This window comes from Pseudomonas sp. ADAK13 (genome assembly GCF_012935715.1).
GTDB lineage: Bacteria > Pseudomonadota > Gammaproteobacteria > Pseudomonadales > Pseudomonadaceae > Aquipseudomonas.
This window is the reverse complement of record NZ_CP052860.1, coordinates 2185583-2211188: the sequence shown is the minus strand read 5'-3', so window position 1 is coordinate 2211188 and position 25606 is coordinate 2185583. Positions and strand designations below refer to the sequence as shown.

Genomic DNA, 25606 nt, shown 5'->3' with positions numbered 1-25606 from the left:
GCTTACTTACGGGCGTTGCGCACACCTTCCGACAGCGCCGAACACAGGGTCAATACACCGTCGATGGCCTGCTGATCGTTGCTGGCATTGGCGATGTGATCGATCAGCGCCGAACCCACCACCACACCGTCTGCCAGGCGGGCGATTGCAGCGGCCTGCTCCGGGGTACGGATACCAAAACCGATGCTGATCGGCAGGTCGGTATGGCGACGCAGACGGGTCACGGCTTCTTCGACGTGTTCCAGGGTCGCGGCGCCGGCACCGGTCACACCGGCCACCGACACGTAGTACACAAACCCGGAGCTGCCGTTGAGCACGGTCGGCAGGCGCACGTCGTCGGTGGTCGGCGTGGTCAGGCGGATAAAGTCGATACCGGCAGCCTGGGCCGGGTCGCACAGTTCGCCGTTATGCTCGGGCGGCATGTCGACCACGATCAGGCCGTCGACGCCGGCTTCTTTCGCGTCGCTGATGAAGCGTGGCACGCCGTACATGTGGATCGGGTTGAAGTAACCCATCAACACCAGCGGCGTGTCGCTGTTGTCCTTGCGGAACTCACGCACCATTTGCAAGGTTTTGGTGAGGTTCTGCTTGGCGGTCAGTGCGCGGATGTTGGCCAGTTGAATGGCCGGGCCGTCGGCCATCGGGTCGGTGAAGGGCATGCCCAACTCGATCACATCGGCGCCGGCCGCCGGCAAGCCCTTGAGGATCGCCAGCGAAGTGTCATAACCCGGGTCGCCGGCGGTGACGAAAGTCACCAGGGCGGCGCGGTTTTGTTCTTTCAGTTGCGCAAAACGTGTTTGCAGGCGGCTCATTTAGTGTTTCTCCTGCTGAGACTGTTCCATATGGTGCATCACGGTCTGCATGTCTTTGTCGCCACGGCCGGACAGGTTCACCACCATCAGGTGATCTTTCGGCAGGGTCGGTGCGCGTTTGAACACTTCGGCCAGGGCGTGGGCGCTTTCCAGTGCAGGAATAATCCCTTCCAAGCGGCAGCATTTGTGGAACGCGTCGAGGGCTTCGTCGTCGGTCACCGAGGTGTACTGCACACGGCCGATGTCATGCAACCAGGCGTGTTCAGGGCCGATGCCCGGGTAGTCGAGGCCGGCGGAAATCGAGTGGGCGTCGATGATCTGGCCGTCGTCGTCCTGCAGCAGGAACGTGCGGTTGCCGTGCAGTACACCCGGTACGCCGCCGTTGAGGCTGGCCGCGTGCTTGCCGGTTTCGATGCCGTAGCCGGCCGCCTCAACGCCGATGATTTCGACGCTGGTGTCATCCAGGAACGGGTGAAACAGGCCCATGGCGTTGGAACCGCCGCCGATGCACGCCACCAGGCTGTCGGGCAGACGGCCTTCCTGGGCTTGCAGCTGGGTACGGGTTTCCTTGCCGATCACGGCCTGGAAGTCGCGAACCATCGCCGGGTACGGGTGCGGGCCGGCCACGGTGCCGATCAGGTAGAAGGTGCTGTCGACGTTGGTCACCCAGTCACGCAGGGCTTCGTTCATCGCGTCTTTCAGGGTGCCGGTGCCGGCAACGACCGGAATCACTTCGGCGCCCAGCAGCTTCATGCGGAACACGTTGGCCTGCTGGCGCTCGATGTCGGTGGTGCCCATGTAGATCACGCATTGCAGGCCAAACCGCGCGGCGACGGTGGCCGTGGCCACACCGTGCATGCCGGCGCCGGTCTCGGCGATGATGCGTTTTTTGCCCATGCGCCGTGCCAGCAGGATCTGGCCGATGCAGTTGTTGATCTTGTGCGCGCCGGTGTGGTTCAGCTCTTCGCGCTTGAGGTAGATCTTGGCGCCGCCGCAGAACTCGGTCAGGCGTTCGGCAAAATACAGTGGGCTTGGACGTCCGACGTAATCGCGCTGGAAGTAGGCCAGTTCTTCGTTGAAGGCCGGATCGATCTTGGCCGCTTCGTATTCGCGGGCCAGATCCAGGATCAACGGCATCAGGGTTTCCGCCACGTAGCGGCCGCCGAACGAACCAAACAGGCCATTGGCATCTGGGCCGTTGCGTAAATCGGTCTGGGTCTGAGTCATGGGACGCTCCAGGTAGAAAATGTGTAAGAGGCAATGACGGTCACTCTACCCCTGACGCTTCGAGGTGAAAACCGATAAGATCGCCACAACCTGTCAGGAAAACTCACAGATGAGCCGAGACCTTCCCCCACTGAATGCCTTGCGCGCTTTCGAGGCGACGGCACGCTTGAACAGCGTCAGCCAGGCTGCCGAGCAACTGCACGTCACCCATGGCGCGGTCAGCCGGCAGCTCAAGGTGCTGGAAGAGCACCTGGGCGTCAGCCTGTTCGTCAAGGACGGGCGCGGCCTCAAACTCACAGATGCCGGTGTCCGCCTGCGGGACGCCAGTTTCGAGGCCTTCGAACGTTTGCGGGATACCTGCGCAGAGCTCACGCAAAGCAGCGCCGACGCGCCGTTTGTGCTCGGCTGCTCCGGGAGCCTGCTGGCGCGCTGGTTTATTCCCCGCTTGGGCCGCCTGAATGCCGAGCTGCCGGATTTGCGCCTGCACCTGTCGGCGGGCGAAGGCGACCTCGACCCGCGCCGCCCCGGGCTGGATGCGCTGTTGGTGTTCGCCGAGCCGCCGTGGCCGGCGGACATGCAGGTGTACGAATTGGCCAGCGAGCGCATCGGCCCGGTCATGAGCCCGCGTTTTGCCCACTACGAACGGTTGCGCCACGCGCCTGCCGAGGCGCTGCAGAATGAAGCCTTGTTGCACACCACCTCACGCCCTCAAGCATGGCCCAGCTGGGCGCAGCACCACGGGATCGACGCCGGCGCGTTGAAGTACGGCCAGGGTTTTGAGCATTTGTATTATTTGCTGGAAGCGGCGGTGGCAGGGCTGGGAGTGGCGATTGCGCCGCAGCCGCTGGTGGCAGAAGACCTGCGAGCGGGCCGCCTGGTTGCGCCGTGGGGTTTCAGTGAAACCCCGGCGCAACTGGCGTTGTGGCTACCCAAGCGCGCCGCGGATGGGCGCGCCCGGCAACTGGCGCAGTGGCTCAGGGCTGAGCTTGGGCGCCAGGACGTTTAGTCACCGCGTTTGCACAGCAAGTAAGCAGCCAGCAGGCCCAGCGCACCGACGGCGACGCCAGCGGTAGTCCATGGGTGCTCTTGCGCGTAGTCCCGTGTTGCAACACCGGTTTCGCGGATTTTGACTTTGCTTTCTTCGTAAGCATCGCTGATCAGGTGACGGGAATGCTTGAGGGCATTCTCGGCATTGCTTTTCAGGGCCTTCAGGGTTTTGCGCGACTCGTCAGACGCATCGTCCTTGAGGCTTTCCAGAGATTTGAGCAGGCTCGAAATCTCGGCTTCCATGCTTTCCAATGACGCTTTGCGTAAAGAGGTGTTGGCCATGTGGGCTCTCCTGGAGTGATTGAGTGGCGTGTGTTGTTTCCGACTGCGGCGGTTTCAGAAAGTGCAGTAAATCTGAACTTTCGCGTGGGAATGGTCGCCAGAAGCAGTACGAGAATTCACTGCTAGGCTTCATAAACCATCCAGGAGAAAAACCTTATGAGTGATCATCACACCTACAAGAAAGTCGAACTGGTGGGCTCTTCTGCGACCAGCATCGAGGACGCCATCAATAACGCCCTGGCTGAAGCCAACAAGAGCATCAAGCACTTGGAGTGGTTTGAAGTGACCGAAACCCGTGGCCACATCAAGGACGGCAAGGCCGCGCATTTCCAGGTCACCCTCAAGGTGGGGTTCCGAATTGCCAGTAGTTGATCCCGCCGGTTGAACTTGCGCGCTGGCCGATTGCCATAAACTCCGCTACAACCTTTAGGCATGCCGACGTGACGAGCGTCGGCATGCTTCCTTTCGATCAACCCAAGGAAAGTGACGGATGAAGAACTTTTTGTTGGCGGTAGGTTTGTTGAGTATTGCGGGCACAGCCCTGGCGGCGGGCAAGCCTTGTGAAGAGCTGAAAAGCGAGATTGCGGCGAAAATCGACGCTAAAGGCGCTTCGGGCTACTCCCTGGAAATCGTGGACAAAGGTGCTGCACCTAGTGACCACACGGTTGTCGGCAGCTGTGAAGCCGGTACCAAGGAAATCGCCTACAAGCGCGGGTGATCCCGTGTTGCAGACGTAAAAAACCGACGCAAGTGCGTCGGTTTTTTTATGCCTGCGGTTTAGCCCTTCATGACCTGCGCCAGCAGCTCGTAGGAATGAATCCGGTCGGCGTGCTCGTACAGGTCGCAGGTAAAGATCAGCTCATCAGCGCCGGTCTGCTCGACCAACACCTCCAGCTTGGCGCGGATCTTCTGCGGGCTCCCCACCATCGCCAGGCCAAGGAAACTGCCTACGGCGTCTTTCTCATGGGGCAGCCACAGGCCGTCCATGGTCTTGACCGGCGGGCGCTGTACCAGGCTTTGCCCACGCATCAGCGCGAGGATTCGCTGGTACACCGAGGTGGCCAGGTAATCGGCTTGCTCATCGGTGTCGGCGGCCACCAGCGGGATGCCGAGCATCACGTAGGGCTTGTCCAGCACGGCTGAAGGCTTGAAGTGGTTGCGATAGACGCGAATCGCCTCATGCATCAGGCGCGGTGCGAAATGCGAGGCAAAGGCGTAAGGCAAACCGCGCTCGCCCGCCAGTTGCGCACTGAACAGGCTCGAGCCCAGCAGCCACACAGGCACATTGGTGCCCGTGCCGGGTACGGCGATCACACGCTGGTCCGGGGTGCGCGGGCCAAGGTAGGCCATCAGTTCTGCCACGTCTTCCGGGAAATCATCAGCGCTGCCAGAGCGTTCACGGCGCAGCGCGCGGGCGGTCATCTGGTCGGAGCCTGGTGCGCGGCCAAGGCCCAGGTCGATGCGGCCCGGGTACAGGCTTTCGAGGGTGCCGAACTGCTCGGCGATCACCAGCGGCGCATGGTTGGGCAGCATCACGCCGCCGGAACCAACGCGGATCGTCGAGGTGCCGCCGGCCAGGTAACCCAGCAAAACCGAGGTCGCCGAACTGGCGATGCCGTCCATATTGTGGTGTTCGGCCACCCAGAAACGGTTGTAGCCAAATTTTTCCACGTGCTGGGCCAGGTCCAGGGAATTGCGCAGCGACTGTGCCGGACTGCCGTTGGCGCGCACGGGCACGAGGTCGAGGGTCGAGAATTTTACGTCGGACAGCGGTTTCATAAGCCTGCTTCTCCAAGGGGGCCGCAGGTTTTATGTCGAGCCAAAACCTGCCGCTTCATGTGCATGTCTATGCAATGAGGGCATATACCCGAGATTCAATAGCGACTGTGAAATTTCCTACTTAATCGCTAGGTTTCTCCGACAAGATGAACTTTGCCGGGGCGTCTATCCTCAGAACCCTTACTGACGCAAAACCACCGTTCGAGGAGACCGCTATGAGTATCGTTAAAAAAGCATCCGCGCATTGGGAAGGCGACCTGAAGACTGGCCTGGGTTCCATCTCCACGGAGACCGGCGTGCTGCGCGAAGCGCCCTACGGCTTCAAGGCACGTTTCGAAGGCGGTAAGGGCACCAACCCTGAAGAACTGATCGGCGCGGCCCATGCCGGCTGTTTCTCCATGGCCTTCTCCATGATTCTCGGCGACGCCGGGCTCAAGGCCGACAGCATCGACACCCAGGCCGAAGTGACCCTGGACCAGGTGGACGGTGGCTTTGCGATCACTGCGGTGCACTTGATCCTCAAGGCGAAGATCCCGGGCGCCAGCCAGGCGCAGTTCGATGAACTGAGCAAAAAGGCCAAGGAAGGATGCCCGGTGTCCAAGGTGTTGAATGCAACCATCACCCTGGATGGCACCCTCGTTAGTTGATCCAGCCCCCTTGCAGGGGTGAGCTTGCTCGCTCCTGCAGGTGCAAGTGTGGTCGAATAGCCGATTGCAGACTTAGCGCACACCCGTGCGCGTGCATTCAGGGAGCTTCACACATGAAACGTATTGCCTTGGCGGTTATCTGCGGTGCGCTGGCCACATCAGCCCTGGCCGCGCCGAAAGACTGTGAAGAGCTGAGGAAAGAGATCGAGGTCAACATCCAGGCCAAGGCGATTCCGTCCTACACCCTGGAAATCATTACCGCCGAAGAGGCCAAAAATCATGACAGCGCCATGATCGTCGGCTCTTGTGAGAACGGAACCAAGCGCATCCTCTACCAGAAGAACAACGACTGATCAGATGCAGTTGACGCTACGTTCTTCCGCCAGCAACTGACCCGCTTTGTTGTACAGCCGGATATTCGGGTTGTAGCCCAGTGACCGCCCTTCCAGGCGATAACGCTGGCCTGCCTCGAAACGCTCGTATTGCAGGGTCATGAAGCAGGTGCGGTCAGTGGTTTGGCCAAACCCGCCGAAGCTTCCGCCGGTAGGCACCTCGAAATCAAAGCGCACCATCAATTCATGGCTGCCTGGCGGCACCTGGAAGAAGCGCCCGTCGTTCAGGTTCTTCCCGTCCAGGCGTTGCGCCATCACCAGCTTGGCACCGGGTGTCGGGGTGGCGAAGTCGACCCAGGCTTGTTGCGGGTCAACCGCAGGGAGCGGCGTCGACGCGCAGGCACTGAGAAAAATCGCGGCGACGGGAAGCAGTAGCTGACGCATGTTAAGCACTCAACTGTAGGAATGATTTTTCGAGCGGCTGCATTCGGCAGCAGACTCCCTATGAGTATAAACACGCCACGCCATGGAAAAATTCCCCACAGGCGAGATAGTCTGGCGGGATGATTACCGGTGAGAGGTTGGAATGGTCAGGCGTTTACTTCCCGGGTTGATGCTGTTGTGGCTCAGTGGCTGTTCCAGCGTCAGCTATTACAGCCAACTGGCAGACGGCCAATGGCAATTGCTGCGGGCCCGGGAGCCGGTCTCCACGGTCATCGCCGACCCGTCCCGCCCGCAGGTGCTGCGTGAGCATCTGGCGCAGTCGCAGAAAGCCCGCACGTTCGCGAGCGAGCACCTGCACCTGCCGGATAACCAGAGTTACCGCTTGTATGCCGATATCGGCCGCCAGTACGTGGTCTGGAACGTCTTCGCCACGCCTGAATTTTCCCTCTCGCCCCAGACCCACTGCTTCCCGATTGCCGGCTGCGTGGCCTATCGCGGTTATTACAACCAGGGCGCCGCGCGCGGCCAGGCGGCGTTGTTGAAGCAGCAAGGCATGGACGTGTCGATTGGCGGCGTCGAGGCCTATTCCACCCTCGGTTGGTTTAACGACCCGATCATGAATTCGATGATGAACTGGGGCGACGAGCGCCTGGCCACGCTGATTTTCCATGAGCTGGCGCACCAGCGGTTTTATGTGAAGGACGACACCGAGTTCAACGAGTCGTATGCCACCTTTGTCGAGCAGGAAGGTACTCGCCAATGGCGCGCAGCACGGGGTTTGCCGCCGGCCAGCGAGTCGGCGTTGAAACAGCGCGACCAGTTCACCCGGCTGGTGCTCGACACCCGCAAGCGCTTGGAGCAGCTGTATGCGCAGCCGCTGGCAGCCGATGCCATGCGCCAGGCCAAGGCGGCCGAATTCGAGCGCCTGCGCAGTGACTACCGGCAAATGCGTGATAGCCAGTGGGGTGGTGACAAGCGCTACGACGCCTGGATGAACTTGCCGATGAACAACGCAAGGTTGTTGCCGTTTGGCCTGTATGACCAGTGGGTGCCGGCGTTCGCCGCATTGTTCCGGCAGGAAGGCGGGAATTGGGCGAAGTTTTTCGTCGCGGTGGAGAAGCTGGGCGGGTTGCCGGTGGATCAGCGCAAGGCGGCCCTTGCGCGGCTAGAGGCCGCGCAGAAGCCCTAGGCATCAGCGTTGCAAAAACGCCTGATGCATCTCAGCCAATGTTTCAAAATGCCAGGTCGGCGCCTCGGCACTCAGCTCTTCATGGCTGCCAAACCCATAACCTACCGCCGCCGAATCCAGCCCATTGCTGCGGGCGCCGATCAGGTCGTGCTTGCGGTCGCCAATCATCAAGGTGCTGGCCGCGTCCAGGCCTTCTTCAGCCATCAGGTGGGCGATCAGCTCGACCTTGTTGGTGCGGGTGCCGTCCAGCTCGCTGCCGTAGATCACCTTGAAATGCCGGGCAAAATCAAAGTGCCGGGCGATCTCCCGGGCAAACACCCAAGGCTTGGACGTGGCCACATACAGCTGGCGACCCTGGCCGTTCAGCGCCTCCAGCAGCGGCATCACGCCGTCAAACACGCGGTTTTCGTACAGTCCGGTGACTTTGAAGCGCTCGCGGTAAAAATTCACCGCTTCCCAGGCCTTGGCCTCGTCGAAGCCGTAGAACTGCATGAAGGCTTGCAGCAGTGGCGGGCCGATGAAGTGTTCGAGTTTGGTCAGGTCCGGCTCATCAATGCCCAGTTTGGCGAGGGCGTACTGGATCGAACGGGTGATGCCTTCGCGCGGGTCGGTGAGGGTGCCGTCCAGGTCGAACAAAACGGTTTGGTAATGCATGGAGGTCCTTGTCATTGGTCGAAGCCTTCGGCCAGGTGCAGGTCTTTGAGCTTCACGTAGTTCGCGGCGCTGTAGGTGAAAAACGCCCGTTCCTTGTCAGTCAGCGGGCGGATTTGTTTAACCGGGCTGCCCACATACAGAAAGCCGCTTTCGAGTTTCTTGCCCGGTGGCACCAGGCTGCCGGCACCGATGATGACGTCGTCTTCCACCACGGCGCCGTCCATCACAATGCTGCCCATGCCGATCAGGATCCGGCTGCCCACCGTGCAGCCATGCAACATGACCTTGTGGGCGATGGTCACGTCGTCACCGATCAGCAGCGGGAAGCCATCAGGATTGAAGGGCCCTGCGTGAGTAATGTGCAGCACGCAGCCGTCCTGCACGCTGGTGCGCGCACCGATGCGGATGCGGTGCATGTCGCCGCGGATCACCGTCAGCGGCCATACCGAGCTGTCGGCGCCGATTTCGACGTCGCCGATCACCACCGCCGATGCATCGACGAAAGCCCCGGCGGCCAAGGCCGGCGTGTGATTCTGGTAGGTGCGAAGGGTCACGATAGGCTCTCTCTCTTCTGCTGATAGCTGCGGTGGGCGTTGATTGTAATTAAGATGGCCCCATCTTTGTTCTTACATGTTTCTTCAGCCAAGGTGCCAACCGTGAGCGCGAACAACCCTCTTCTGCAGTCCTACGACCTGCCGCCGTTCTCGGCGATCCGTGCCGAGCACGTACAGCCGGCCATTGAACAGATCCTCGCCGACAACCGCGTCGCAATCGAAGGCATCCTGCAAAGCCAGGGTAAAAATCCGACCTGGGCCGGGCTGGTCCTGGCCATGGACGAACTCAATGACCGCCTGGGCGCCGCCTGGAGCCCGGTCAGCCACCTGAATGCCGTGTGCAACAGCGCCGAACTGCGCGAAGCCTACGAGGCGTGCCTGCCGGCACTGAGCGCCTACTCCACCGAGATGGGCCAGAACCGCGAGCTGTTCCAGGCCTTCGAAGCTTTGGCCAACAGCCCGGAAGCCGCCGGCTTCGACGTGGCGCAAAAAACCATTCTGGAACACTCGCTGCGGGACTTCCGCCTGTCGGGTATCGATTTGCCGCCTGAGCAGCAAAAACGCTATGCCGAAGTGCAGAGCAAGCTCTCCGAACTGGGCAGCAAGTTCTCCAACCAGTTGCTCGACGCCACCCAGGCCTGGACCAAGCACGTCACTGACGAAACGACGCTCGCCGGCCTGACCGATTCGGCCAAGGCGCAAATGGCTGCCGCTGCCCAGGCCAAAGGCCTCGACGGCTGGCTGATCACCCTGGAATTCCCGAGCTACTACGCGGTGATGACCTACGCCCACGACCGTGCCCTGCGTGAAGAAATCTACGCGGCGTACTGCACCCGTGCGTCGGACCAAGGCCCGAATGCCGGTAAGAACGATAACGGCCCGGTCATGGAACAGATCCTCGACCTGCGTCAGGAGCTGGCGCAACTGCTGGGCTTTGCCTCGTTCTCCGAACTGAGCCTGGCCACCAAAATGGCCGAGTCCAGCGACCAGGTGCTGAGCTTCCTGCGGGACCTGGCCAAGCGCAGCAAGCCGTTCGCCACCCAGGACCTGCAACAGCTCAAGGCCTACGCCGCCGAACAAGGCTGCCCGGACCTGCAAAGCTGGGACAGCGGTTTCTACGGCGAAAAGCTGCGTGAACAACGCTACAGCGTGGCCCAGGAAGCCCTGCGCGCCTACTTCCCGATCGACAAGGTGCTCAGCGGCCTGTTCGCCATCGTGCAGCGCCTGTACGGCATCGAGATCGCCGAACAGAAAGGCTTCGACACCTGGCACCCGGACGTGCGCCTGTTCGAAATCAAGGAAAACGGCCAACACGTCGGCCGCTTCTTCTTTGACCTGTACGCCCGCGCCAACAAGCGTGGCGGTGCCTGGATGGACGGTGCCCGTGACCGCCGCCGCACCCTCAATGGCGTGCTGCAAAGCCCGGTGGCCAACCTGGTGTGCAACTTCACCCCGGCGGACAGCGGCAAACCTGCCCTGCTGACCCACGATGAAGTGACCACGTTGTTCCACGAATTCGGCCACGGCCTGCACCACCTGTTGACCCGCGTTGAACACGCTGGCGTGTCTGGCATCAACGGCGTGGCCTGGGATGCGGTGGAGTTGCCGAGCCAGTTCATGGAGAACTGGTGCTGGGAGCCTGAGGGCCTGGCGCTGATTTCCGGTCACTACGAAACCGGTGAGCCGCTGCCCCAGGACCTGCTGGAAAAAATGCTTGCGGCGAAGAACTTCCAGTCCGGCCTGATGATGGTGCGCCAGTTGGAATTCTCGCTGTTCGACTTTGAGCTGCACGCCACCCACGGCGATGGCCGCAGCGTGTTGCAGGTGCTGGAAGGCGTGCGTGACGAGGTCTCGGTGATGCGTCCGCCGGCCTACAACCGCTTCCCCAACAGCTTTGCGCACATCTTTGCCGGCGGTTACGCGGCGGGTTACTACAGCTACAAGTGGGCGGAAGTGCTGTCGGCCGATGCCTTCTCCAAGTTCGAAGAAGACGGCGTGCTCAACGCCGAGACAGGCCGGGCGTTCCGCGAGGCGATTCTGGCCCGTGGTGGCTCCCAGGCGCCGATGGTGCTGTTCGTCGATTTCCGCGGACGTGCGCCGTCGATTGACGCACTCTTGCGCCACAGCGGCCTGAGTGAGGACGCGGCAGCATGAGTGAAGCACCTGTGAAAACCAAAAAACGCTTTATCGCCGGGGCGGTCTGCCCGGCGTGCAGCGAGCCGGACAAGTTGATGATGTGGAGCGAGGACGACGTGCCGCACCGCGAATGCGTGGCTTGCGGTTATTCCGACACGCTCAATGAGCAAGGTCTGTCAGTGCCCAAGGAATTGGGCACACGGGTGAACACATCGGCACTGAAAGCACCGGATCCCAAGGTGCAGGCGGTGCAGTTTTTCCCGAATCCGAAGTTGAAAAAAGACTGACGGGTCTACGCCCCCTGAGCGGATGGCTCAGGGGGTGATCACCAAGGCTGTTTTTTCGGCTGCAGCGTCCTTGGCGGTGTCTGCGGTATTCAGCCAGCTTTTCATCGAGCACAGTGCAAACGCGCTGGTGCTGCATTCACCGTTGGCCAGTGCCGTGCGTAACTTGTCGACATCGGCCTTAATCATGTAGCGAACGCCGTCTTTAAAGCCGCTGCTTGCACCAAAGCCTCCCAAGGTCATTTCGCTCAGCGCCTCCTCCTTGCTCCACCCCTGAACCACCACCCGATACATCGCCGCCATCAGGCCGGTGCGATCGGAGCCGTGTTTGCAGTGCATCAGCACTGGGCCATTGCCTTCTGCGTCCTGAATGGCGCGCAGCGCGGCCAGCACGTCGCTGTCGTCGACATGATTGGTGCGGTAGGTCAGTTGGACTTGTTTGATGCCAGTCGATTTCAGCCAGTTGCCGTCGGATTCGGGCAGGAAATTGATCACCGTACCGATCTTCAGCTTTTCCAGGACCGGAACGGCGCTGCTATCCGGCAGTGCGCTGCGATAGAGGGTGGGCGACATTTGATACAGGTTGTATTGGTTGCCCACCGGCTGGGCCCATTCCGCTGACCGGATGGGCGTGAGCTCTTCGGCCTGGGCGTGGAAGGTAGTAAACAGCGCCATGAACGCCAGGCTGAGGGCGGGCAGCAATTGATGGTTGAACATGGGCGATGTAACCGAATAGGAAAGGGCTGATGGGGCCCAGATTCGCCCAAGGAGGGTCAATGCCGCGTGAGGCTCTCGTCAAAGAATCGTGAACGCATGCTGTTTTTTCCGGCTGAATCGATTCTCCTCGATCCTTAGCCTGCTATCCTTTGTAACTATTGTTTGCTGCTGTGTTCTATCCCTTTGGGTCCTTTGGATCCCATTTGCTGCCAAAACTAATAAGTCGCTCCATGAAGCGGCTGATAAATCCGTGACCACATGATGAGGTGCCACCATGTCTGATCAAGATCAAGACAACCCCCGGCGTGAGTTTTTGCGCAAATCCTTGACCTTGATCCCCGTGGTCACTGTCGCCAGCACGGGCCTGGGCGGTTCGATGCTGATGGCCCTTCCCGAGCCGGTTCAAGTCAACCCCGAAAAGGCGCCTGTCAGCACCCAGGCGTATGAGCCGAGCTATTTCACTGCCGAGGAATGGGCCTTTATCAACGCGGCCGTGGCCCGCTTGATCCCGGCGGATGACCAAGGCCCGGGTGCCCTGGAAGCCGGCGCGCCGGAATACATCGACCGCCAGATGAACACGCCCTACGCGGCGGGTGCCCTGTGGTTCATGCAAGGCCCGTTCAACGCCGACGCGCCGCCTGAAATGGGTTGGCAGAGCAAATTGGTGCCCAAGGAGATCTATCGCCTCGGCATCGCCGCCACGGATGCCTGGTCGAAGGCGATGAACGGTAAGCTATTTGCCGAGCAAGACAGCGCTACCCAGGAAAGATTGCTACAGCGTCTGGAGGCCGGCGACGCGCAGTTCGACAGCGTCCCGGCGAAGATTTTCTTCAACCTGTTGCTGCAAAACACCAAGGAAGGTTTCTTCTGCGACCCGGTCCACGGTGGCAACAAAGGCATGGTCGGCTGGACCATGATCGGCTTCCCCGGCGCCCGCGCCGATTTCATGGATTGGGTTGAACGCAACGAGCAATACCCCTTCCCGGCTGTTTCCATCCGTGGCGAGAGGGCATAAACGTGGCGACTATCATGAAGAAAGTGGATGCGGTGATCGTCGGCTTCGGCTGGACCGGCGCGATCATGGCCAAGGAGCTGACGGAAGCAGGCCTCAACGTGGTAGCGCTGGAGCGCGGCCCGATGCAGGACACCTACCCCGACGGCAACTATCCCCAGGTCATCGACGAACTGACCTACAGTGTGCGTAAAAAACTCTTCCAGGACATCTCCAAGGAAACCGTGACCATTCGCCATAGCGTGAATGATGTGGCGATGCCCAACCGCCAACTGGGCGCTTTCCTGCCCGGCAACGGCGTCGGCGGTGCCGGCCTGCATTGGTCGGGCGTGCACTTTCGGGTGGACCCGATCGAGTTGCGCATGCGCAGCCATTACGAAGAGCGCTACGGGAAAAATTTCATTCCCAAGGACATGACCATCCAGGATTTCGGCGTCACCTATGAAGAGCTGGAGCCGTTCTTCGACTATGCCGAGAAAGTCTTCGGCACCTCCGGCCAAGCCTGGACGGTGAAAGGCCAACTGGTGGGCGAAGGCAAGGGGGGCAACCCTTACGCGCCGGATCGCTCGAATCATTTCCCGCTGGAGTCGCAGAAGAACACCGTCTCCGCACAGCTGTTCCAGAAGGCCGCCACCGCCGTGGGTTACAAGCCCTACAACTTGCCTTCCGCGAATACGTCGGGGCCGTACACCAACCCCTACGGTGCGCAAATGGGCCCGTGCAACTTCTGTGGTTTCTGCAGCGGCTATGTCTGCTACATGTATTCCAAGGCTTCGCCGAACGTGAACATCCTGCCGGCCTTGCGCCAGGAGCCCAAGTTCGAACTGCGGCCCAATTCCCACGTGTTGAAGGTCAACCTCGACAGCACCAAGCGCAAGGCCACCGGCGTGACGTACGTCGACGCCCAAGGCCGCGAGTGCGAGCAGCCGGCAGACCTGGTGATCCTCGGGTCCTTCCAGTTCAACAACGTACGCCTGATGCTGCTGTCGGGCATCGGCAAACCCTACGACCCGATCTCCGGCGAGGGCGTGGTGGGCCGGAACTTCGCCTATCAGAACATGGCCACCATCAAGGCGTTCTTCGACAAGGACGTGCACACCAACAACTTCATCGGTGCCGGCGGCAACGGTGTGGCGATCGATGACTTCAACGCGGATAACTTTGACCACGGGCCTCACGGCTTTGTGGGCGGCTCGCCGATGTGGGTCAACCAGGCGGGCAGCCGGCCGATTGCCGGTACGTCCAACCCGCCGGGCACGCCGGCCTGGGGCAGCGCCTGGAAGCGCGCCACCGCCGATTACTACACCCACCAGGTGTCGATGGATGCCCACGGCGCTCATCAATCCTACCGTGGCAACTACCTCGATCTGGACCCGGTTTACCGCGACGCCTACGGCCTGCCGCTGCTGCGCATGACCTTCGACTGGCAGGAAAACGACATCAAGATGAACCGCTTCATGGTCGACAAAATGAGCAAGATTGCCGAAGCGATGAACCCCAAGGCGATCGCCTTGTTGGGCAAAAAAGTCGGTGAGCACTTCAACACCGCGGCCTACCAGACCACCCACCTCAACGGTGGCGCGATCATGGGCACCGACCCGAAAACCAGTGCCTTGAACCGCTACTTGCAGTGCTGGGACGTGCACAACGTGTTTGTCCCGGGCGCGTCCGCGTTCCCACAAGGCTTGGGCTACAACCCTACGGGCCTGGTAGCGGCGCTGACCTACTGGTCGGCGCGGGCGATTCGCGAGCAGTACCTGAAAAACCCCGGCCCACTGGTTCAGGCATAAGGAGCGATGACCATGAAAGCATTTGTTATCGCGTCCCTGGCCTTGTTCAGCAGCTGCTCGGTGAGTGCGGCTGAAACCGATCTGGTCAAACAGGGTGAATACCTGGCTCGCGCCGGTGACTGCGTGGCCTGCCACACCGCCAAGGGGGGCAAGCCGTTCGCCGGTGGCCTGCCGATGGAAACCCCGATCGGCACTATCTACTCCACCAACATCACCCCGGACAAAACCGGCCTGGGCGACTACAGCTTCGAAGACTTCGACCAGGCCGTGCGCCATGGCGTCGCCAAGAACGGTAGTACCCTTTACCCGGCGATGCCCTACCCGTCTTATGCGCGGGTCAGCGAAAGCGACATGCAGGCGCTGTATGCGTACTTCATGAAGGGCGTGGAGCCAGTGGCGCAGGTGAACAAGGACAGCGACATTCCCTGGCCGTTGAGCATGCGCTGGCCGTTGGCCGGATGGCGCTGGATGTTTGCGCCCAAGGTCGAGGACTACAAGGCCCAGGCGGGCGCCGATCCGGTGATCAGCCGTGGCGCGTATCTGGTGGAAGGCCTCGGCCACTGCGGCGCTTGCCACACACCACGGGCCCTGACCATGCAGGAAAAATCCTTGAGTGCGTCGGATGGCAGCGCTTTCCTTTCCGGCAGTGCGCCGCTGGAAGGCTGGATTGCCAAGAGCCTGCGGGGCGACCACAAGGACGGCCTGGGTAGCTGGAGCGAGGAGCAACTGGTGCAATTCCTCAAGACCGGGCGCAGTGATCGCAGTGCGGTGTTTGGTGGCATGAGCGACGTTGTAGTACACAGCATGCAGTACATGTCGGAAGAGGACCTGACGGCTATCGCTCGTTATCTCAAGAGCCTGCCGGCGGTGGATCCCAAGGACCAGCCGCACCAGTACGACAAGCAGGTCGCCGACGCGCTGTGGAAGGGCGATGACAGCAAGCCGGGGGCTTCGGTATACATCGACAACTGTGCAGCCTGTCACCGCACTGACGGCCATGGCTACACCCGGGTATTCCCGGCGCTGGCGGGCAACCCGGTGCTACAGACGGCGGATGCCACCTCGTTGATCAACATCGTGTTGAACGGCGGCACGTTGCCGGCGACTCACACAGCGCCGTCCACCTTCACCATGCCGGCGTTTGCCTGGCGGTTGTCGGACCAGGAGGTGGCGGATGTCGTCAGTTTCGTTCGGGGCAGTTGGGGTAATAAAGGCGCGCCGGTGAAAGCCAGCGACGTGGCGAACCTGCGCAAGAATGACATGCAGACGACCTCCGGCGATGACCTTGGCCAGGTGACGTCCAAACACTGATTGGACATCGGCCGCCCAACGGCACTGGTCAGAAACGCTGCGCCTCTATACTGTATAAAAAAACAGTATAGAGGCGCTTTCATGTCCACTCCTCTGCCGCCTCGCGGGCGCGGCACGGCCACCAACCTGCACAATCGTTTCGCTCCCACTGTCAGCGTGGCGGAAGACGACGGCTGGTATCAGGAAGTGCCACAGACCCAGGGTACCGAAGTCCGTATCGAAACCGCGAAAACCATCATCACCCGCAACAGCTCGCCGGATATCCCGTTTGATCGGGCGATCAACCCGTATCGCGGCTGCGAGCATGGTTGTATCTACTGCTATGCGCGGCCCAGTCACGCGTATTGGGACCTGTCGCCGGGGCTGGACTTCGAAACCAAGCTGATCGCCAAGACCAACGCCGCCGATGTGCTGGAGCAGCAACTGTCGAAGCCGGGCTACAGCTGCGCGCCGATCAACCTGGGCTCCAATACCGACCCGTACCAGCCTATCGAGCGCGAGTACAAGATCACCCGGCAGACCCTGGAAGTGCTGCTGCGCTATCGCCATCCGGTGACGATCATTACCAAGGGCTCGCTGATCCTGCGGGACCTCGACCTGCTGACCGAGCTGGCGCAGCAGCGGCTGGTGGCGGTGATGATCAGCCTCACCAGCCTGGACGATGAGCTCAAGCGTATCCTGGAGCCGCGCACGGCTGCGCCCAAGGCCCGGCTGCGGGCGATTCGGGTGATGCGCGAGGCGGGAATCCCGGTCGGCGTGTTGTGTTCGCCGATGATCCCGATGATCAACGACAGCGAGCTGGAAAGCCTGCTGGCCGAAGCCCATGCCGCTGGTGCACAAAGCGCGGCGTACATGATGCTGCGCCTGCCCCTGGAAGTGGCGCCGCTGTTTGAGGAATGGCTGGCGGCCCATTACCCGCAGCGGGCAGCCCATGTGATGAGCCTGGTGCGGCAGGTGCGCGGCGGTGAGGTCTACGACAGCCGCTTCGGTGTACGCATGCGCGGCGAAGGGCCGTTTGCCGATCTGTTGGCGCAACGGTTCGCCAAGGCGATCAAACGATTGGGGCTCAACCGCCGGGAAGGGTTTAATCTGGATTGCACGGCGTTTTGTCCACCGGGCAGGCAGATGGCATTATTGTAAACTGCTGGGCAAGCGTACTTTTCCTGTCGGAATAGTCGCGTTTTGATATCACTGAAAGCCCCGATCTAGAGCGGTTCATTCAGTTTCAGTTAAGTTTCGGCGGGTACCTTGTTCATCGAGTGACTAATGAGTCGGCGCTCCGGTTTGGGCGCCAACCGCACTGGAAAACTCCCCTGCTCCAACCAAGAGGATGAATCATGAGTGACAAGGATAAACAGCCGTTGGCTGCGTCGGCTTCAGCCCCTCACGAGGCGGAATCCGCCGATGCAGCGCTGCAGCACATCGTTGAAGGCTTTTTGCATTTCCATAACGAGATCTTTCCGCAGCAGGAAGAACTCTTCAAAAAACTCGCCACGGCCCAGAGCCCACGGGCGATGTTCATTACTTGCGCCGACTCGCGCATCGTGCCCGAACTGATCACCCACAGCTCCCCGGGGGATTTGTTCGTGACCCGTAACGTCGGCAACGTCGTGCCGCCTTATGGGCAGATGAACGGCGGTGTTTCCACGGCCATCGAGTACGCGGTACTGGCCCTTGGCGTGCAGCACATCATCATTTGCGGCCACTCCGACTGCGGCGCCATGCGCGCAGTGCTCAACCCCCAAAGCCTGGAAAAAATGCCCACGGTAAAGGCCTGGCTGCGCCACGCCGAGGTCGCCAAGACCATGGTCCAGGACAACTGTGACTGCGCCAACGAACACGAAAGCATGCACGTACTCACCGAGGAAAACGTGATTGCCCAGTTGCAGCACCTGCGCACTCACCCGTCGGTGGCTTCGCGCATGGCCAACGGGCATCTGTTTATCCATGGCTGGGTCTACGACATCGAGACCAGCGAAATCAGGGCCTACGATGCGGATCAGGCAGCGTTCCTGCCCCTGAACGGTACCCAACCGATCCCATCCGCGACGCCTAAAGCGCGCTTCTAAAACAATCCCCTGTCGGGTAAAGCGATGGCTGCCATTCGAGCAGCCAGGCCTTGCCACGCCCGGCGAATGCCTCGGGAGAGTCATCATGCGTGCTGCTCAATTAAAAGCTGTACTGCCACGGGAGCTGCTGGCCTCCGTGGTTGTGTTTCTGGTTGCCCTGCCGCTGTGCATGGGGATCGCGATCGCATCAGGGATGCCGCCAGCCAAAGGCCTGATCACCGGGATCATCGGTGGTCTTGTCGTGGGTTGGTTGGCGGGGTCGCCGCTGCAAGTCAGCGGGCCTGCGGCGGGTTTGGCGGTGTTGGTGTTCGAGTTGGTGCGCCAGCATGGCATGGCCATGCTCGGGCCCATTCTGTTGCTGGCGGGCTTCCTGCAACTGGTGGCCGGGCGCTTGCGTCTGGGCTGTTGGTTTCGCGTCACTGCGCCTGCGGTGGTGTACGGGATGCTGGCGGGTATCGGGGTGCTGATTGTCCTGTCGCAAGTCCACGTGATGCTCGACGGTGCACCCAAACCTTCTGGGCTGGATAACCTCGCCGGCTTTCCGGCGGCGTTGGTCCAGGCGATTCCGACCCTCGGCGGCGGCCTCGGTTGGCAGGCCGGTTTGCTCGGGCTGTCGACGATTCTGGTGATGTGGCTGTGGGACAAATTCCGTCCACAAAAGCTGCGCTTCGTGCCGGGCGCCCTGCTCGGCGTGGGCTTGGCAACGGTTACCAGCCTGGTGCTGGCGCTGCAGGTCAAGCGTGTGGAGGTGCCGGAAAACCTGGCGGACGCCATCGACTGGCTGCGCCCCAGCGACTTGCTGAACCTGGCGGACCCCAACCTGTTGATCGCTGCGTTCGCCGTGGCGTTTATCGCCAGCGCCGAAACATTGCTGTCGGCGGCGGCTGTCGACCGTATGCACGCCGGGCAACGTTCCGACTTCGACAAGGAATTGTCGGCACAAGGCGTGGGCAACATGCTGTGTGGCCTGGTGGGCGCCCTGCCGATGACCGGCGTGATCGTGCGCAGTTCGGCCAACGTCCAGGCCGGCGCTACCACGCGGTTGTCGGCGATGTTCCACGGCTTATGGCTGCTGGCGTTCGTGCTGTTGCTGTCCAGTGTGCTGCAAAGCATTCCGGTGGCAAGCCTGGCGGGCGTGTTGGTGTACACCGGGATCAAGTTGGTGGACATGAAGGCGTTTCGTGGCCTGGCGCGTTACGGCCGGATGCCGATGTTTACCTATGCGGCGACGGCCCTGGCGATCATCTTTACCGACTTGCTGACGGGCGTGCTGGTGGGCTTCGGGCTGACGCTGGTCAAGCTGGCGTTCAAGGCTTCGCGCCTGAAGATAAGCCTGATCGACCTGCCGCCGGAGGGCGAGATGGAGTTGCGCTTGACGGGCGCGGCGACCTTTCTCAAGGTGCCGGCGTTGACCCAGGTGCTGTCGACGGTGCCCGCCGGCACCACGGTGCATGTGCCCCTCAGTAACCTGAGTTATATCGACCATTCCTGCCTTGAGCTGCTGGAGGAATGGGGGCGCGCCAATGCGGCCAAGGGCTCGACGTTGGTGATCGAGGCGCGGGGGTTGAAGCGCAGGTTGGAAGGTAGGGTAAGAACGACGACCGGAATAGGCTCGGCTCCGTCCATTGGCTGACAAAACCGGATCAAAATGTGGGAGCGAGCAAGCCCGCTCCCACATTGGATCTATGTCAGTCCGGAGATTTACGCCGGCTGATCCAGCTCAAGCCCCACGCCCAACTGCCGCGACAGGCACGGCCAGCGCTTCCAGGCGGCTTCCGTGTCCGGGCTCTTGAGCTTGTCGCGATACGCTTCAACCGACTCCAGCGCAAAACTCTCTTCGTTGAGCATCTCGTCCACGGCGTGGTGCACCGCTTCATCCAGCTGATTGGCAAAGGTCTCGCCGATCAATTGGTGAGCAATCACGTTCGCCACGGTGGTATCCAGCGGAATCAACGGCTGGCCGAAGTGCTTGATATACAGATCGTTGACCTCTTCCACCAGGCGATGCGCCAGGTAGGCCTCGTCCAGCAAGCCGTCCAGGCCTTCATGCCCGGCCAGGATCGCCGGAGGCTGCAGGAAGAAATGCTCGGCGATTTTCAGCACCGGTTTGATCTGGCTCTCAATACCGGCTTCGCGGGCGACATCGTTGGCCGCGTCCAGCAGATCCGGGACCTGGTCGATGTAGGCGCTGACAAAACGCGTCATCACGCCTTTGGCGTCGACATCCGGCAGGGAGATAGCCGGGTGCAGGTGCGGTAACTGGACTTCCAGCTGCTGAGCAAGCTGGCCAGTGCTGGTTTCGTGTTGATGGGCACGGGAAATCTGCTCGCGCAATGCGGCGGTGTTCATGAAAGCTCCAGTGATGCAGGCGTAGGAAATAGGGAGAGCATAAGGTAGCTCGTTTATACGAGAGCCTAAGACGCATTTGTCATAATTATTTCATGGTTATGCACTGCTGTTATATCAAATCGCCATCGTTCGTCGGATAACGCCCGCCATCGGTCCTGTTGTGTGGTCGGTTCGTCCATTTTCGTTCATTTGCCCGATCACATTGCGGGGTGGCGGTCGCTGTCTATACTCGGTTTTGTACGCAATTAGCTGATGACGCCCGACTGCATGAGCAGGCAAGGCTTGGCGGTTGTAAGCAGTATGGAAGCCGCTCCCTTGGCCGCAGGTGCAAACCGGCGGGATAACAAGAATGATAAGGGGAACCCGCAATGACGCGACATCCACATGTTTGGATGGGCCTACTGTTGTGGTCAGTATTCGGCCAGGCGCAAGCCGCCTGGACAACGAATATGGCGCCAGGGGCCACTGAAGTCAGTCACGCCGTGTTTGACCTGCACATGACCATTTTCTGGATTTGTGTGGCGATTGGCATCGTCGTGTTTGGCGCGATGTTCTGGTCGATGATCATCCATCGGCGCTCCACGGGCCAAGTGGCGGCCAAGTTCCACGAGAGTACGACGGTGGAGATTCTCTGGACCGTGGTGCCTTTGCTGATCCTGGTGGCGATGGCCATTCCGGCCACCAAGACGTTGATCAACATCTACGACAGCACTGAGTCGGACATCGACATCCAGGTCACCGGCTACCAGTGGAAGTGGCACTACAAATACCTGGGTCAGGACGTCGAATTCTTCAGCAACCTGGCCACGCCCGCCGAGCAGATCCATAACCAGGCCGTCAAAGGCGAGCATTACCTGTTGGAAGTCGACCAGCCGCTGGTGTTGCCGGTGGGTGCGAAGGTGCGTTTCCTGGTGACCGCCGCCGACGTGATCCACTCGTGGTGGGTGCCGGCGTTTGCGGTCAAGCGTGATGCGATTCCAGGCTTCGTCAACGAGGCCTGGACCCGGGTTGAAAAGCCCGGCATCTACCGCGGCCAGTGCGCCGAATTGTGCGGCAAGGACCACGGCTTCATGCCGATCGTGGTGGAGGTCAAATCCAAGGCCGACTACGACACCTGGCTCGGCGAGCGCAAGGAAGAGGCGGCCAAGCTCAAGGAGCTGACCTCCAAGGAATGGACCCTGGATGAACTGGTGGCCCGTGGCGACAAGGTTTATCACACCACCTGCGTCGCCTGTCACCAGGCGGAAGGCCAGGGCCTGCCGCCGATGTTCCCGGCGCTCAAAGGCTCGCCGATTGCTACTGGCTCCAAGGAAGACCACCTGCACCGCGTGTACTTCGGCAAGCCCGGCACCGCCATGGCGGCGTTCGGCAAGCAACTGTCGGAAGTCGATATCGCGGCGGTAGTGACCTACGAACGTAACGCCTGGGGCAACAACAAAGGCGACATGGTCACCCCTAAAGACGTGCTGGCTTTGAAACAGGCGGAAAGCAAATGACTTCCTTCATTGCGTCTTCCCTGAACCGTCCCGCCCACTCGTTCGCAGGAGAAAAGCCATGAGCGCTGTGATCGATGACCACGGTCATGTCGGTGACCACGCTCACGGCCCCGCCAAGGGCCTGATGCGCTGGGTGCTGACCACCAACCACAAAGATATCGGGACCATGTACCTGTGGTTCAGCTTCGCCATGTTCCTGCTCGGCGGCTCGTTCGCCATGGTGATCCGCGCCGAACTGTTCCAGCCGGGCCTGCAGATCGTGGAGCCGGCGTTCTTCAACCAGATGACCACCATGCATGGCCTGGTGATGGTGTTCGGTGCGGTGATGCCGGCGTTTGTCGGCCTGGCCAACTGGATGATCCCGTTGATGATCGGCGCGCCCGACATGGCCCTGCCGCGGATGAACAACTTCAGCTTCTGGCTGTTGCCGGCGGCGTTCCTGATGCTGGTGTCCACCCTGTTCATGCCTGGCGGCGGGCCCAACTTCGGCTGGACCTTCTACGCCCCGCTCTCCACCACCTACGCGCCGGAAAGCGTGACGTTCTTCATCTTCGCCATCCACCTGATGGGCATCAGCTCGATCATGGGGGCGATCAACGTGGTCGCCACCATCCTCAACCTGCGCGCCCCCGGCATGACCCTGATGAAAATGCCGCTGTTCGTCTGGACCTGGTTGATCACAGCCTTTCTGCTGATCGCGGTGATGCCGGTGCTGGCCGGGTGCGTGACCATGATGCTGATGGATATCCACTTCGGCACCAGCTTCTTCAGTGCCGCCGGTGGCGGTGACCCGGTGTTGTTCCAGCATGTGTTCTGGTTCTTCGGGCATCCCGAGGTGTACATCATGATCCTGCCGGCCTTCGGTGCCGTCAGCTCGATCATCCCGACCTTCTCGCGCAAGCCGTTGTTCGGCTACACCTCGATGGTGTACGCCACGGCGAGCATCGCGTTCCTGTCGTTCATCGTGTGGGCGCACCACATGTTCGTGGTGGGCATCCCGCTGGTGGGCGAGCTGTTCTTCATGTACGCCACCCTGCTGATCGCGGTGCCCACGGGGGTGAAGGTGTTCAACTGGGTGAGCACCATGTGGCAAGGCTCGCTGACCTTCGAGACGCCGATGCTGTTCGCCGTGGCCTTCGTGATTTTGTTCACCATCGGCGGGTTCTCCGGGTTGATGCTGGCCATCGCCCCGGCGGATTTCCAGTACCACGACACCTACTTTGTGGTGGCGCACTTCCATTACGTACTGGTGCCCGGCGCGATCTTCGGGATCTTCGCCTCGGCCTACTACTGGCTGCCGAAATGGACCGGGCACATGTACGACGAAACCCTGGGCAAGCTGCACTTCTGGCTGTCGTTCGTGGGGATGAACATGGCGTTCTTCCCGATGCACTTCGTAGGACTGGCCGGCATGCCGCGTCGGGTGCCGGACTACAACCTGCAGTTCGCCGATTTCAACATGGTCTCCTCCATCGGTGCCTTCACCTTTGGCGCGACGCAAATCTTCTTCCTGTTCATCGTCATCAAGTGCATCCGTGGCGGTAAGCCTGCGCCGGCCAAGCCGTGGGATGGCGCCGAAGGGCTGGAGTGGAGCATCCCTTCGCCTGCGCCGTACCACACCTTCACCACGCCGCCGGAGGTCAAATGAACACCTCCCTATCCTGTGGGAGCTGGCTTGCCTGCGATGGCATCACCTCGGTGTACCTGAAAGACCGAGTTGCCAGCATCGCAGGCAAGCCAGCTCCCACAGAAAAGCTATTCACAGAACATTCGTTCGCAGGTGGCCGCCATGCTTGAGTCCGTGCCTATCAAGCGCCTGGTCACGCGGCTGCTGATCCTGGTGGTGGCGATGTTCGCCTTCGGCTTTGCCCTGGTGCCGATCTACGACGTGATGTGCAAGGCGTTCGGCATCAACGGCAAGACCGCCGGGCAGTACGAAGGCGAGCAGGTGGTAGACCCGACGCGCCAGGTGCGGGTGCAATTCCTGTCCACCAACGCCATCGACATGGTCTGGGAGTTCCACTCCAAGGCCGACGAGGTGGTGGTCAATCCTGGCGCGGTCACCGAGATGCTGTTCGTGGCCTACAACCCCACCGACAAGCCGATGACGGCGCAGGCGGTGCCGAGCATTTCGCCCGCCGAGGCGGCGATGTACTTCCACAAGACCGAGTGTTTTTGCTTCACCCAGCAAGTGCTGCAGCCAGGTCAGCGCATAGAGATGCCGGTGCGCTTCATTGTCGACCGCGACATGCCGAAGGATGTGAAGCATTTGACCCTGGCGTACACGCTGTTCGATATCACCGCGCGCCAACCGCCCGTGGCTGTCCATACCGGCGGCTAGGCGTTGCTTGCGGGCTCGATTAGGAGAACGAATACATGTCGACTCATGATACGTACTACGTACCAGCGCAAAGCAAATGGCCAATAATTGCCACGTTGGGCATGCTGATTACGGTGTTCGGGCTGGCTACCTGGTTCAACGATCTGAAGGCCGCACGCCCGGAATCCCACGGCCCGCTGATCTTTTTCGTCGGCGGCCTGCTGTTGGCCTACATGATGTTTGGCTGGTTCGGCGCCGTGATCAAGGAAAGCCGCGCCGGTTTGTACAGTTCGCAGATGGACCGCTCCTTTCGCTGGGGCATGACCTGGTTCATCTTTTCCGAGGTGATGTTTTTCGTCGCGTTCTTCGGTGCGCTGTTTTATGTGCGGCATATGTCGGCGCCGTGGCTGGCGGGCGAAGGCCACAAGGGCATCGCACACATGCTGTGGCCGAACTTCGAATTTGCCTGGCCGCTGCTGAACAATCCTGACCCGAAACTGTTTCCCGCACCCAAGGGCACCATCAGCCCGTGGGGCTTGCCGCTGGTCAATACGATCTTGCTGGTCAGCTCCAGCGTGACCATCACCATCGCCCACCATGCCTTGCGCAAAGGCCATCGCGGCGCATTGAAGATCTGGCTGGCGATCACCGTGCTGCTGGGTTGGGCGTTTCTCGGCTTCCAGGCCGAGGAATACATCCATGCCTATAAGGAGCTGGGCCTGACCCTGGGCTCCGGTGTGTATGGCGCGACCTTCTTCATGCTCACCGGCTTCCACGGTGCTCACGTGACCATCGGCACCATCATTTTGTTTGTGATGCTGATGCGCATCCTGAAAGGGCATTTCAACAACGAACACCAGTTCGGGTTCGAGGCGGCCAGTTGGTATTGGCACTTTGTGGACGTGGTGTGGATCGGGCTGTTTTTCTTCGTTTACGTGCTTTGAGGTGTTTCACCACGGCGCATGAGACACCAGCTGGCCGCTGAAGAACCCCCAGGTGATCAACCCCAGGGTGATCACGGCCAGCACCACACGCACGGTCAAGGCAGTGACGAGGCGGTTGGAGTTGCCTTCGTCCTTGACCAGAAAGAACAAGCCACTGAACAGGCTCACGACGGTAGCAATCAGCATCAGGGCAATGGCTGCTTTGAGCATG

The 25606-nt window shown here is 60.9% G+C and carries 28 protein-coding genes; 18 read left to right on the top strand and 10 right to left on the bottom strand.

From position 1 onward, the window contains the following. Positions 1–2: 2 nt before the first annotated feature. Together trpA and trpB are read right to left on the bottom strand one after the other, a co-directional pair. Positions 3–812 carry a tryptophan synthase subunit alpha gene (gene trpA / locus HKK54_RS10325; RefSeq protein WP_010168557.1) on the bottom strand — a complete coding sequence of 270 codons (810 nt, stop codon included), beginning with the start codon at positions 810–812 and terminating at the stop codon, positions 3–5. Next, positions 813–2039: a tryptophan synthase subunit beta gene (trpB, locus tag HKK54_RS10320; RefSeq protein ID WP_010168558.1), complete on the bottom strand. Its 1227-nt coding sequence runs from the start codon at positions 2037–2039 to the stop codon at positions 813–815. A gap of 109 nt (positions 2040–2148) precedes the next feature. Between trpB and HKK54_RS10315 the strand changes: the two genes are divergently transcribed. After that, entirely contained in the window at positions 2149–3045 is an 897-nt protein-coding gene (locus tag HKK54_RS10315; RefSeq protein WP_169386735.1) for a LysR family transcriptional regulator, read from the top strand. On the opposite strand, the gene HKK54_RS10310 is transcribed toward HKK54_RS10315, so the two are convergent. Beyond that, positions 3042–3368 (bottom strand): DUF883 family protein, encoded by a 327-nt coding sequence (locus HKK54_RS10310; protein WP_003170746.1) that lies wholly within the window; start codon positions 3366–3368, stop codon positions 3042–3044. The two genes, HKK54_RS10315 and HKK54_RS10310, sit on opposite strands and share 4 nt — an antisense overlap. A gap of 156 nt (positions 3369–3524) precedes the next feature. Here HKK54_RS10310 and HKK54_RS10305 point away from each other — a divergent pair, with 156 nt between their 5' ends. Next, positions 3525–3740 (top strand): dodecin, encoded by a 216-nt coding sequence (locus HKK54_RS10305; protein WP_003187305.1) that lies wholly within the window; start codon positions 3525–3527, stop codon positions 3738–3740. Between the two features lie 118 nt (positions 3741–3858). Beyond that, positions 3859–4086, top strand: coding sequence for a DUF1161 domain-containing protein (locus HKK54_RS10300; protein ID WP_003214893.1), 228 nt, complete (start codon positions 3859–3861; stop codon positions 4084–4086). A 59-nt stretch (positions 4087–4145) separates the two neighbouring features. Here the strand turns inward: HKK54_RS10300 and HKK54_RS10295 are convergent, their stop codons facing one another. Continuing rightward, complete coding sequence (locus tag HKK54_RS10295; RefSeq protein ID WP_010168579.1) at positions 4146–5147, bottom strand: LLM class flavin-dependent oxidoreductase; 1002 nt, start codon at positions 5145–5147, stop codon at positions 4146–4148. 215 nt (positions 5148–5362) lie between these two features. Here HKK54_RS10295 and HKK54_RS10290 point away from each other — a divergent pair, with 215 nt between their 5' ends. Further along, positions 5363–5794 (top strand): OsmC family protein, encoded by a 432-nt coding sequence (locus HKK54_RS10290; RefSeq protein ID WP_010168580.1) that lies wholly within the window; start codon positions 5363–5365, stop codon positions 5792–5794. Positions 5795–5907: 113 nt separating this feature from the next. After that, a complete protein-coding gene (locus tag HKK54_RS10285; RefSeq protein ID WP_010168581.1) occupies positions 5908–6147 on the top strand; it encodes a DUF1161 domain-containing protein in 240 nt (79 codons plus the stop codon). Here HKK54_RS10285 and HKK54_RS10280 read toward each other — a convergent pair whose 3' ends face one another. After that, positions 6148–6570, bottom strand: a complete 423-nt coding sequence (locus HKK54_RS10280) for a PA0061/PA0062 family lipoprotein (RefSeq protein ID WP_010168582.1) — start codon at positions 6568–6570, stop codon at positions 6148–6150. It lies immediately after the preceding gene. Between the two features lie 142 nt (positions 6571–6712). Between HKK54_RS10280 and HKK54_RS10275 the strand changes: the two genes are divergently transcribed. Further along, complete coding sequence (locus tag HKK54_RS10275; RefSeq protein ID WP_169386734.1) at positions 6713–7759, top strand: aminopeptidase; 1047 nt, start codon at positions 6713–6715, stop codon at positions 7757–7759. 3 nt (positions 7760–7762) lie between these two features. Here the strand turns inward: HKK54_RS10275 and HKK54_RS10270 are convergent, their stop codons facing one another. Further along, positions 7763–8413, bottom strand: coding sequence for an HAD family hydrolase (locus HKK54_RS10270; protein ID WP_010168585.1), 651 nt, complete (start codon positions 8411–8413; stop codon positions 7763–7765). Positions 8414–8424: 11 nt separating this feature from the next. Next, a complete protein-coding gene (locus tag HKK54_RS10265) occupies positions 8425–8967 on the bottom strand; it encodes a gamma carbonic anhydrase family protein (RefSeq protein WP_169386733.1) in 543 nt (180 codons plus the stop codon). Between the two features lie 102 nt (positions 8968–9069). On the opposite strand from HKK54_RS10265, the gene prlC reads away from it, so the two are divergent. Together prlC and HKK54_RS10255 are read left to right on the top strand one after the other, a co-directional pair. Next, positions 9070–11121, top strand: a complete 2052-nt coding sequence (prlC, locus tag HKK54_RS10260; RefSeq protein WP_169386732.1) for an oligopeptidase A — start codon at positions 9070–9072, stop codon at positions 11119–11121. Next, complete coding sequence (locus HKK54_RS10255) at positions 11118–11390, top strand: YheV family putative zinc ribbon protein (RefSeq protein WP_003214872.1); 273 nt, start codon at positions 11118–11120, stop codon at positions 11388–11390. Before prlC ends, HKK54_RS10255 begins: the two co-directional genes overlap by 4 nt. A 27-nt stretch (positions 11391–11417) precedes the next feature. Here the strand turns inward: HKK54_RS10255 and HKK54_RS10250 are convergent, their stop codons facing one another. Beyond that, a complete protein-coding gene (locus HKK54_RS10250) occupies positions 11418–12104 on the bottom strand; it encodes a dual specificity protein phosphatase family protein (protein ID WP_169389267.1) in 687 nt (228 codons plus the stop codon). Between the two features lie 274 nt (positions 12105–12378). On the opposite strand from HKK54_RS10250, the gene HKK54_RS10245 reads away from it, so the two are divergent. The 6 genes from HKK54_RS10245 (at position 12379) to HKK54_RS10220 (ending at position 19919) form a co-directional block, all read left to right on the top strand. Beyond that, on the top strand, positions 12379–13119 hold the full coding sequence (locus HKK54_RS10245) for a gluconate 2-dehydrogenase subunit 3 family protein (RefSeq protein ID WP_169386731.1): 741 nt from the start codon (positions 12379–12381) through the stop codon (positions 13117–13119). Positions 13120–13121: 2 nt separating this feature from the next. Next, entirely contained in the window at positions 13122–14906 is a 1785-nt protein-coding gene (locus tag HKK54_RS10240; RefSeq protein WP_169386730.1) for a GMC family oxidoreductase, read from the top strand. Positions 14907–14918: 12 nt separating this feature from the next. Further along, positions 14919–16217 (top strand): cytochrome c, encoded by a 1299-nt coding sequence (locus tag HKK54_RS10235; protein WP_010168598.1) that lies wholly within the window; start codon positions 14919–14921, stop codon positions 16215–16217. Between the two features lie 81 nt (positions 16218–16298). After that, positions 16299–17357 (top strand): PA0069 family radical SAM protein, encoded by a 1059-nt coding sequence (locus HKK54_RS10230; protein ID WP_169386729.1) that lies wholly within the window; start codon positions 16299–16301, stop codon positions 17355–17357. 197 nt (positions 17358–17554) lie between these two features. Beyond that, positions 17555–18286 carry a carbonic anhydrase gene (locus tag HKK54_RS10225; RefSeq protein ID WP_003214859.1) on the top strand — a complete coding sequence of 244 codons (732 nt, stop codon included), beginning with the start codon at positions 17555–17557 and terminating at the stop codon, positions 18284–18286. 85 nt (positions 18287–18371) lie between these two features. After that, positions 18372–19919 (top strand): SulP family inorganic anion transporter, encoded by a 1548-nt coding sequence (locus HKK54_RS10220; RefSeq protein ID WP_169386728.1) that lies wholly within the window; start codon positions 18372–18374, stop codon positions 19917–19919. A gap of 68 nt (positions 19920–19987) precedes the next feature. Here the strand turns inward: HKK54_RS10220 and HKK54_RS10215 are convergent, their stop codons facing one another. Beyond that, complete coding sequence (locus HKK54_RS10215) at positions 19988–20635, bottom strand: hypothetical protein (RefSeq protein ID WP_010168604.1); 648 nt, start codon at positions 20633–20635, stop codon at positions 19988–19990. Positions 20636–21003: 368 nt separating this feature from the next. Between HKK54_RS10215 and coxB the strand changes: the two genes are divergently transcribed. The 4 genes from coxB (at position 21004) to HKK54_RS10195 (ending at position 25395) form a co-directional block, all read left to right on the top strand. Then, positions 21004–22131, top strand: coding sequence for a cytochrome c oxidase subunit II (coxB, locus tag HKK54_RS10210; protein WP_169386727.1), 1128 nt, complete (start codon positions 21004–21006; stop codon positions 22129–22131). A gap of 58 nt (positions 22132–22189) precedes the next feature. Continuing rightward, a complete protein-coding gene (gene ctaD / locus HKK54_RS10205) occupies positions 22190–23779 on the top strand; it encodes a cytochrome c oxidase subunit I (protein ID WP_169386726.1) in 1590 nt (529 codons plus the stop codon). A 141-nt stretch (positions 23780–23920) separates the two neighbouring features. Then, positions 23921–24472, top strand: a complete 552-nt coding sequence (locus HKK54_RS10200; RefSeq protein ID WP_008439615.1) for a cytochrome c oxidase assembly protein — start codon at positions 23921–23923, stop codon at positions 24470–24472. A gap of 35 nt (positions 24473–24507) precedes the next feature. Continuing rightward, positions 24508–25395 carry a cytochrome c oxidase subunit 3 gene (locus HKK54_RS10195; protein ID WP_010168610.1) on the top strand — a complete coding sequence of 296 codons (888 nt, stop codon included), beginning with the start codon at positions 24508–24510 and terminating at the stop codon, positions 25393–25395. A gap of 6 nt (positions 25396–25401) precedes the next feature. Here HKK54_RS10195 and HKK54_RS10190 read toward each other — a convergent pair whose 3' ends face one another. Beyond that, positions 25402–25605 carry a twin transmembrane helix small protein gene (locus tag HKK54_RS10190; protein ID WP_010168612.1) on the bottom strand — a complete coding sequence of 68 codons (204 nt, stop codon included), beginning with the start codon at positions 25603–25605 and terminating at the stop codon, positions 25402–25404. Position 25606: the final 1 nt, after the last annotated feature.

Bases quoted from the DNA above. Each gene is read 5' to 3' on its own strand.
- trpA (WP_010168557.1), bottom strand. From the start codon at position 812: ATGAGCCGCCTGCAAACACGTTTTGCGCAACTGAAAGAACAAAACCGC.
- trpB (WP_010168558.1), bottom strand. From the start codon at position 2,039: ATGACTCAGACCCAGACCGATTTACGCAACGGCCCAGATGCCAATGGC.
- HKK54_RS10315 (WP_169386735.1), top strand. From the start codon at position 2,149: ATGAGCCGAGACCTTCCCCCACTGAATGCCTTGCGCGCTTTCGAGGCG.
- HKK54_RS10310 (WP_003170746.1), bottom strand. From the start codon at position 3,368: ATGGCCAACACCTCTTTACGCAAAGCGTCATTGGAAAGCATGGAAGCC.
- HKK54_RS10305 (WP_003187305.1), top strand. From the start codon at position 3,525: ATGAGTGATCATCACACCTACAAGAAAGTCGAACTGGTGGGCTCTTCT.
- HKK54_RS10300 (WP_003214893.1), top strand. From the start codon at position 3,859: ATGAAGAACTTTTTGTTGGCGGTAGGTTTGTTGAGTATTGCGGGCACA.
- HKK54_RS10295 (WP_010168579.1), bottom strand. From the start codon at position 5,147: ATGAAACCGCTGTCCGACGTAAAATTCTCGACCCTCGACCTCGTGCCC.
- HKK54_RS10290 (WP_010168580.1), top strand. From the start codon at position 5,363: ATGAGTATCGTTAAAAAAGCATCCGCGCATTGGGAAGGCGACCTGAAG.
- HKK54_RS10285 (WP_010168581.1), top strand. From the start codon at position 5,908: ATGAAACGTATTGCCTTGGCGGTTATCTGCGGTGCGCTGGCCACATCA.
- HKK54_RS10280 (WP_010168582.1), bottom strand. From the start codon at position 6,570: ATGCGTCAGCTACTGCTTCCCGTCGCCGCGATTTTTCTCAGTGCCTGC.
- HKK54_RS10275 (WP_169386734.1), top strand. From the start codon at position 6,713: ATGGTCAGGCGTTTACTTCCCGGGTTGATGCTGTTGTGGCTCAGTGGC.
- HKK54_RS10270 (WP_010168585.1), bottom strand. From the start codon at position 8,413: ATGCATTACCAAACCGTTTTGTTCGACCTGGACGGCACCCTCACCGAC.
- HKK54_RS10255 (WP_003214872.1), top strand. From the start codon at position 11,118: ATGAGTGAAGCACCTGTGAAAACCAAAAAACGCTTTATCGCCGGGGCG.
- HKK54_RS10250 (WP_169389267.1), bottom strand. From the start codon at position 12,104: ATGTTCAACCATCAATTGCTGCCCGCCCTCAGCCTGGCGTTCATGGCG.
- HKK54_RS10245 (WP_169386731.1), top strand. From the start codon at position 12,379: ATGTCTGATCAAGATCAAGACAACCCCCGGCGTGAGTTTTTGCGCAAA.
- HKK54_RS10235 (WP_010168598.1), top strand. From the start codon at position 14,919: ATGAAAGCATTTGTTATCGCGTCCCTGGCCTTGTTCAGCAGCTGCTCG.
- HKK54_RS10230 (WP_169386729.1), top strand. From the start codon at position 16,299: ATGTCCACTCCTCTGCCGCCTCGCGGGCGCGGCACGGCCACCAACCTG.
- HKK54_RS10225 (WP_003214859.1), top strand. From the start codon at position 17,555: ATGAGTGACAAGGATAAACAGCCGTTGGCTGCGTCGGCTTCAGCCCCT.
- HKK54_RS10220 (WP_169386728.1), top strand. From the start codon at position 18,372: ATGCGTGCTGCTCAATTAAAAGCTGTACTGCCACGGGAGCTGCTGGCC.
- HKK54_RS10215 (WP_010168604.1), bottom strand. From the start codon at position 20,635: ATGAACACCGCCGCATTGCGCGAGCAGATTTCCCGTGCCCATCAACAC.
- coxB (WP_169386727.1), top strand. From the start codon at position 21,004: ATGACGCGACATCCACATGTTTGGATGGGCCTACTGTTGTGGTCAGTA.
- ctaD (WP_169386726.1), top strand. From the start codon at position 22,190: ATGAGCGCTGTGATCGATGACCACGGTCATGTCGGTGACCACGCTCAC.
- HKK54_RS10200 (WP_008439615.1), top strand. From the start codon at position 23,921: ATGCTTGAGTCCGTGCCTATCAAGCGCCTGGTCACGCGGCTGCTGATC.
- HKK54_RS10195 (WP_010168610.1), top strand. From the start codon at position 24,508: ATGTCGACTCATGATACGTACTACGTACCAGCGCAAAGCAAATGGCCA.
- HKK54_RS10190 (WP_010168612.1), bottom strand. From the start codon at position 25,605: ATGCTCAAAGCAGCCATTGCCCTGATGCTGATTGCTACCGTCGTGAGC.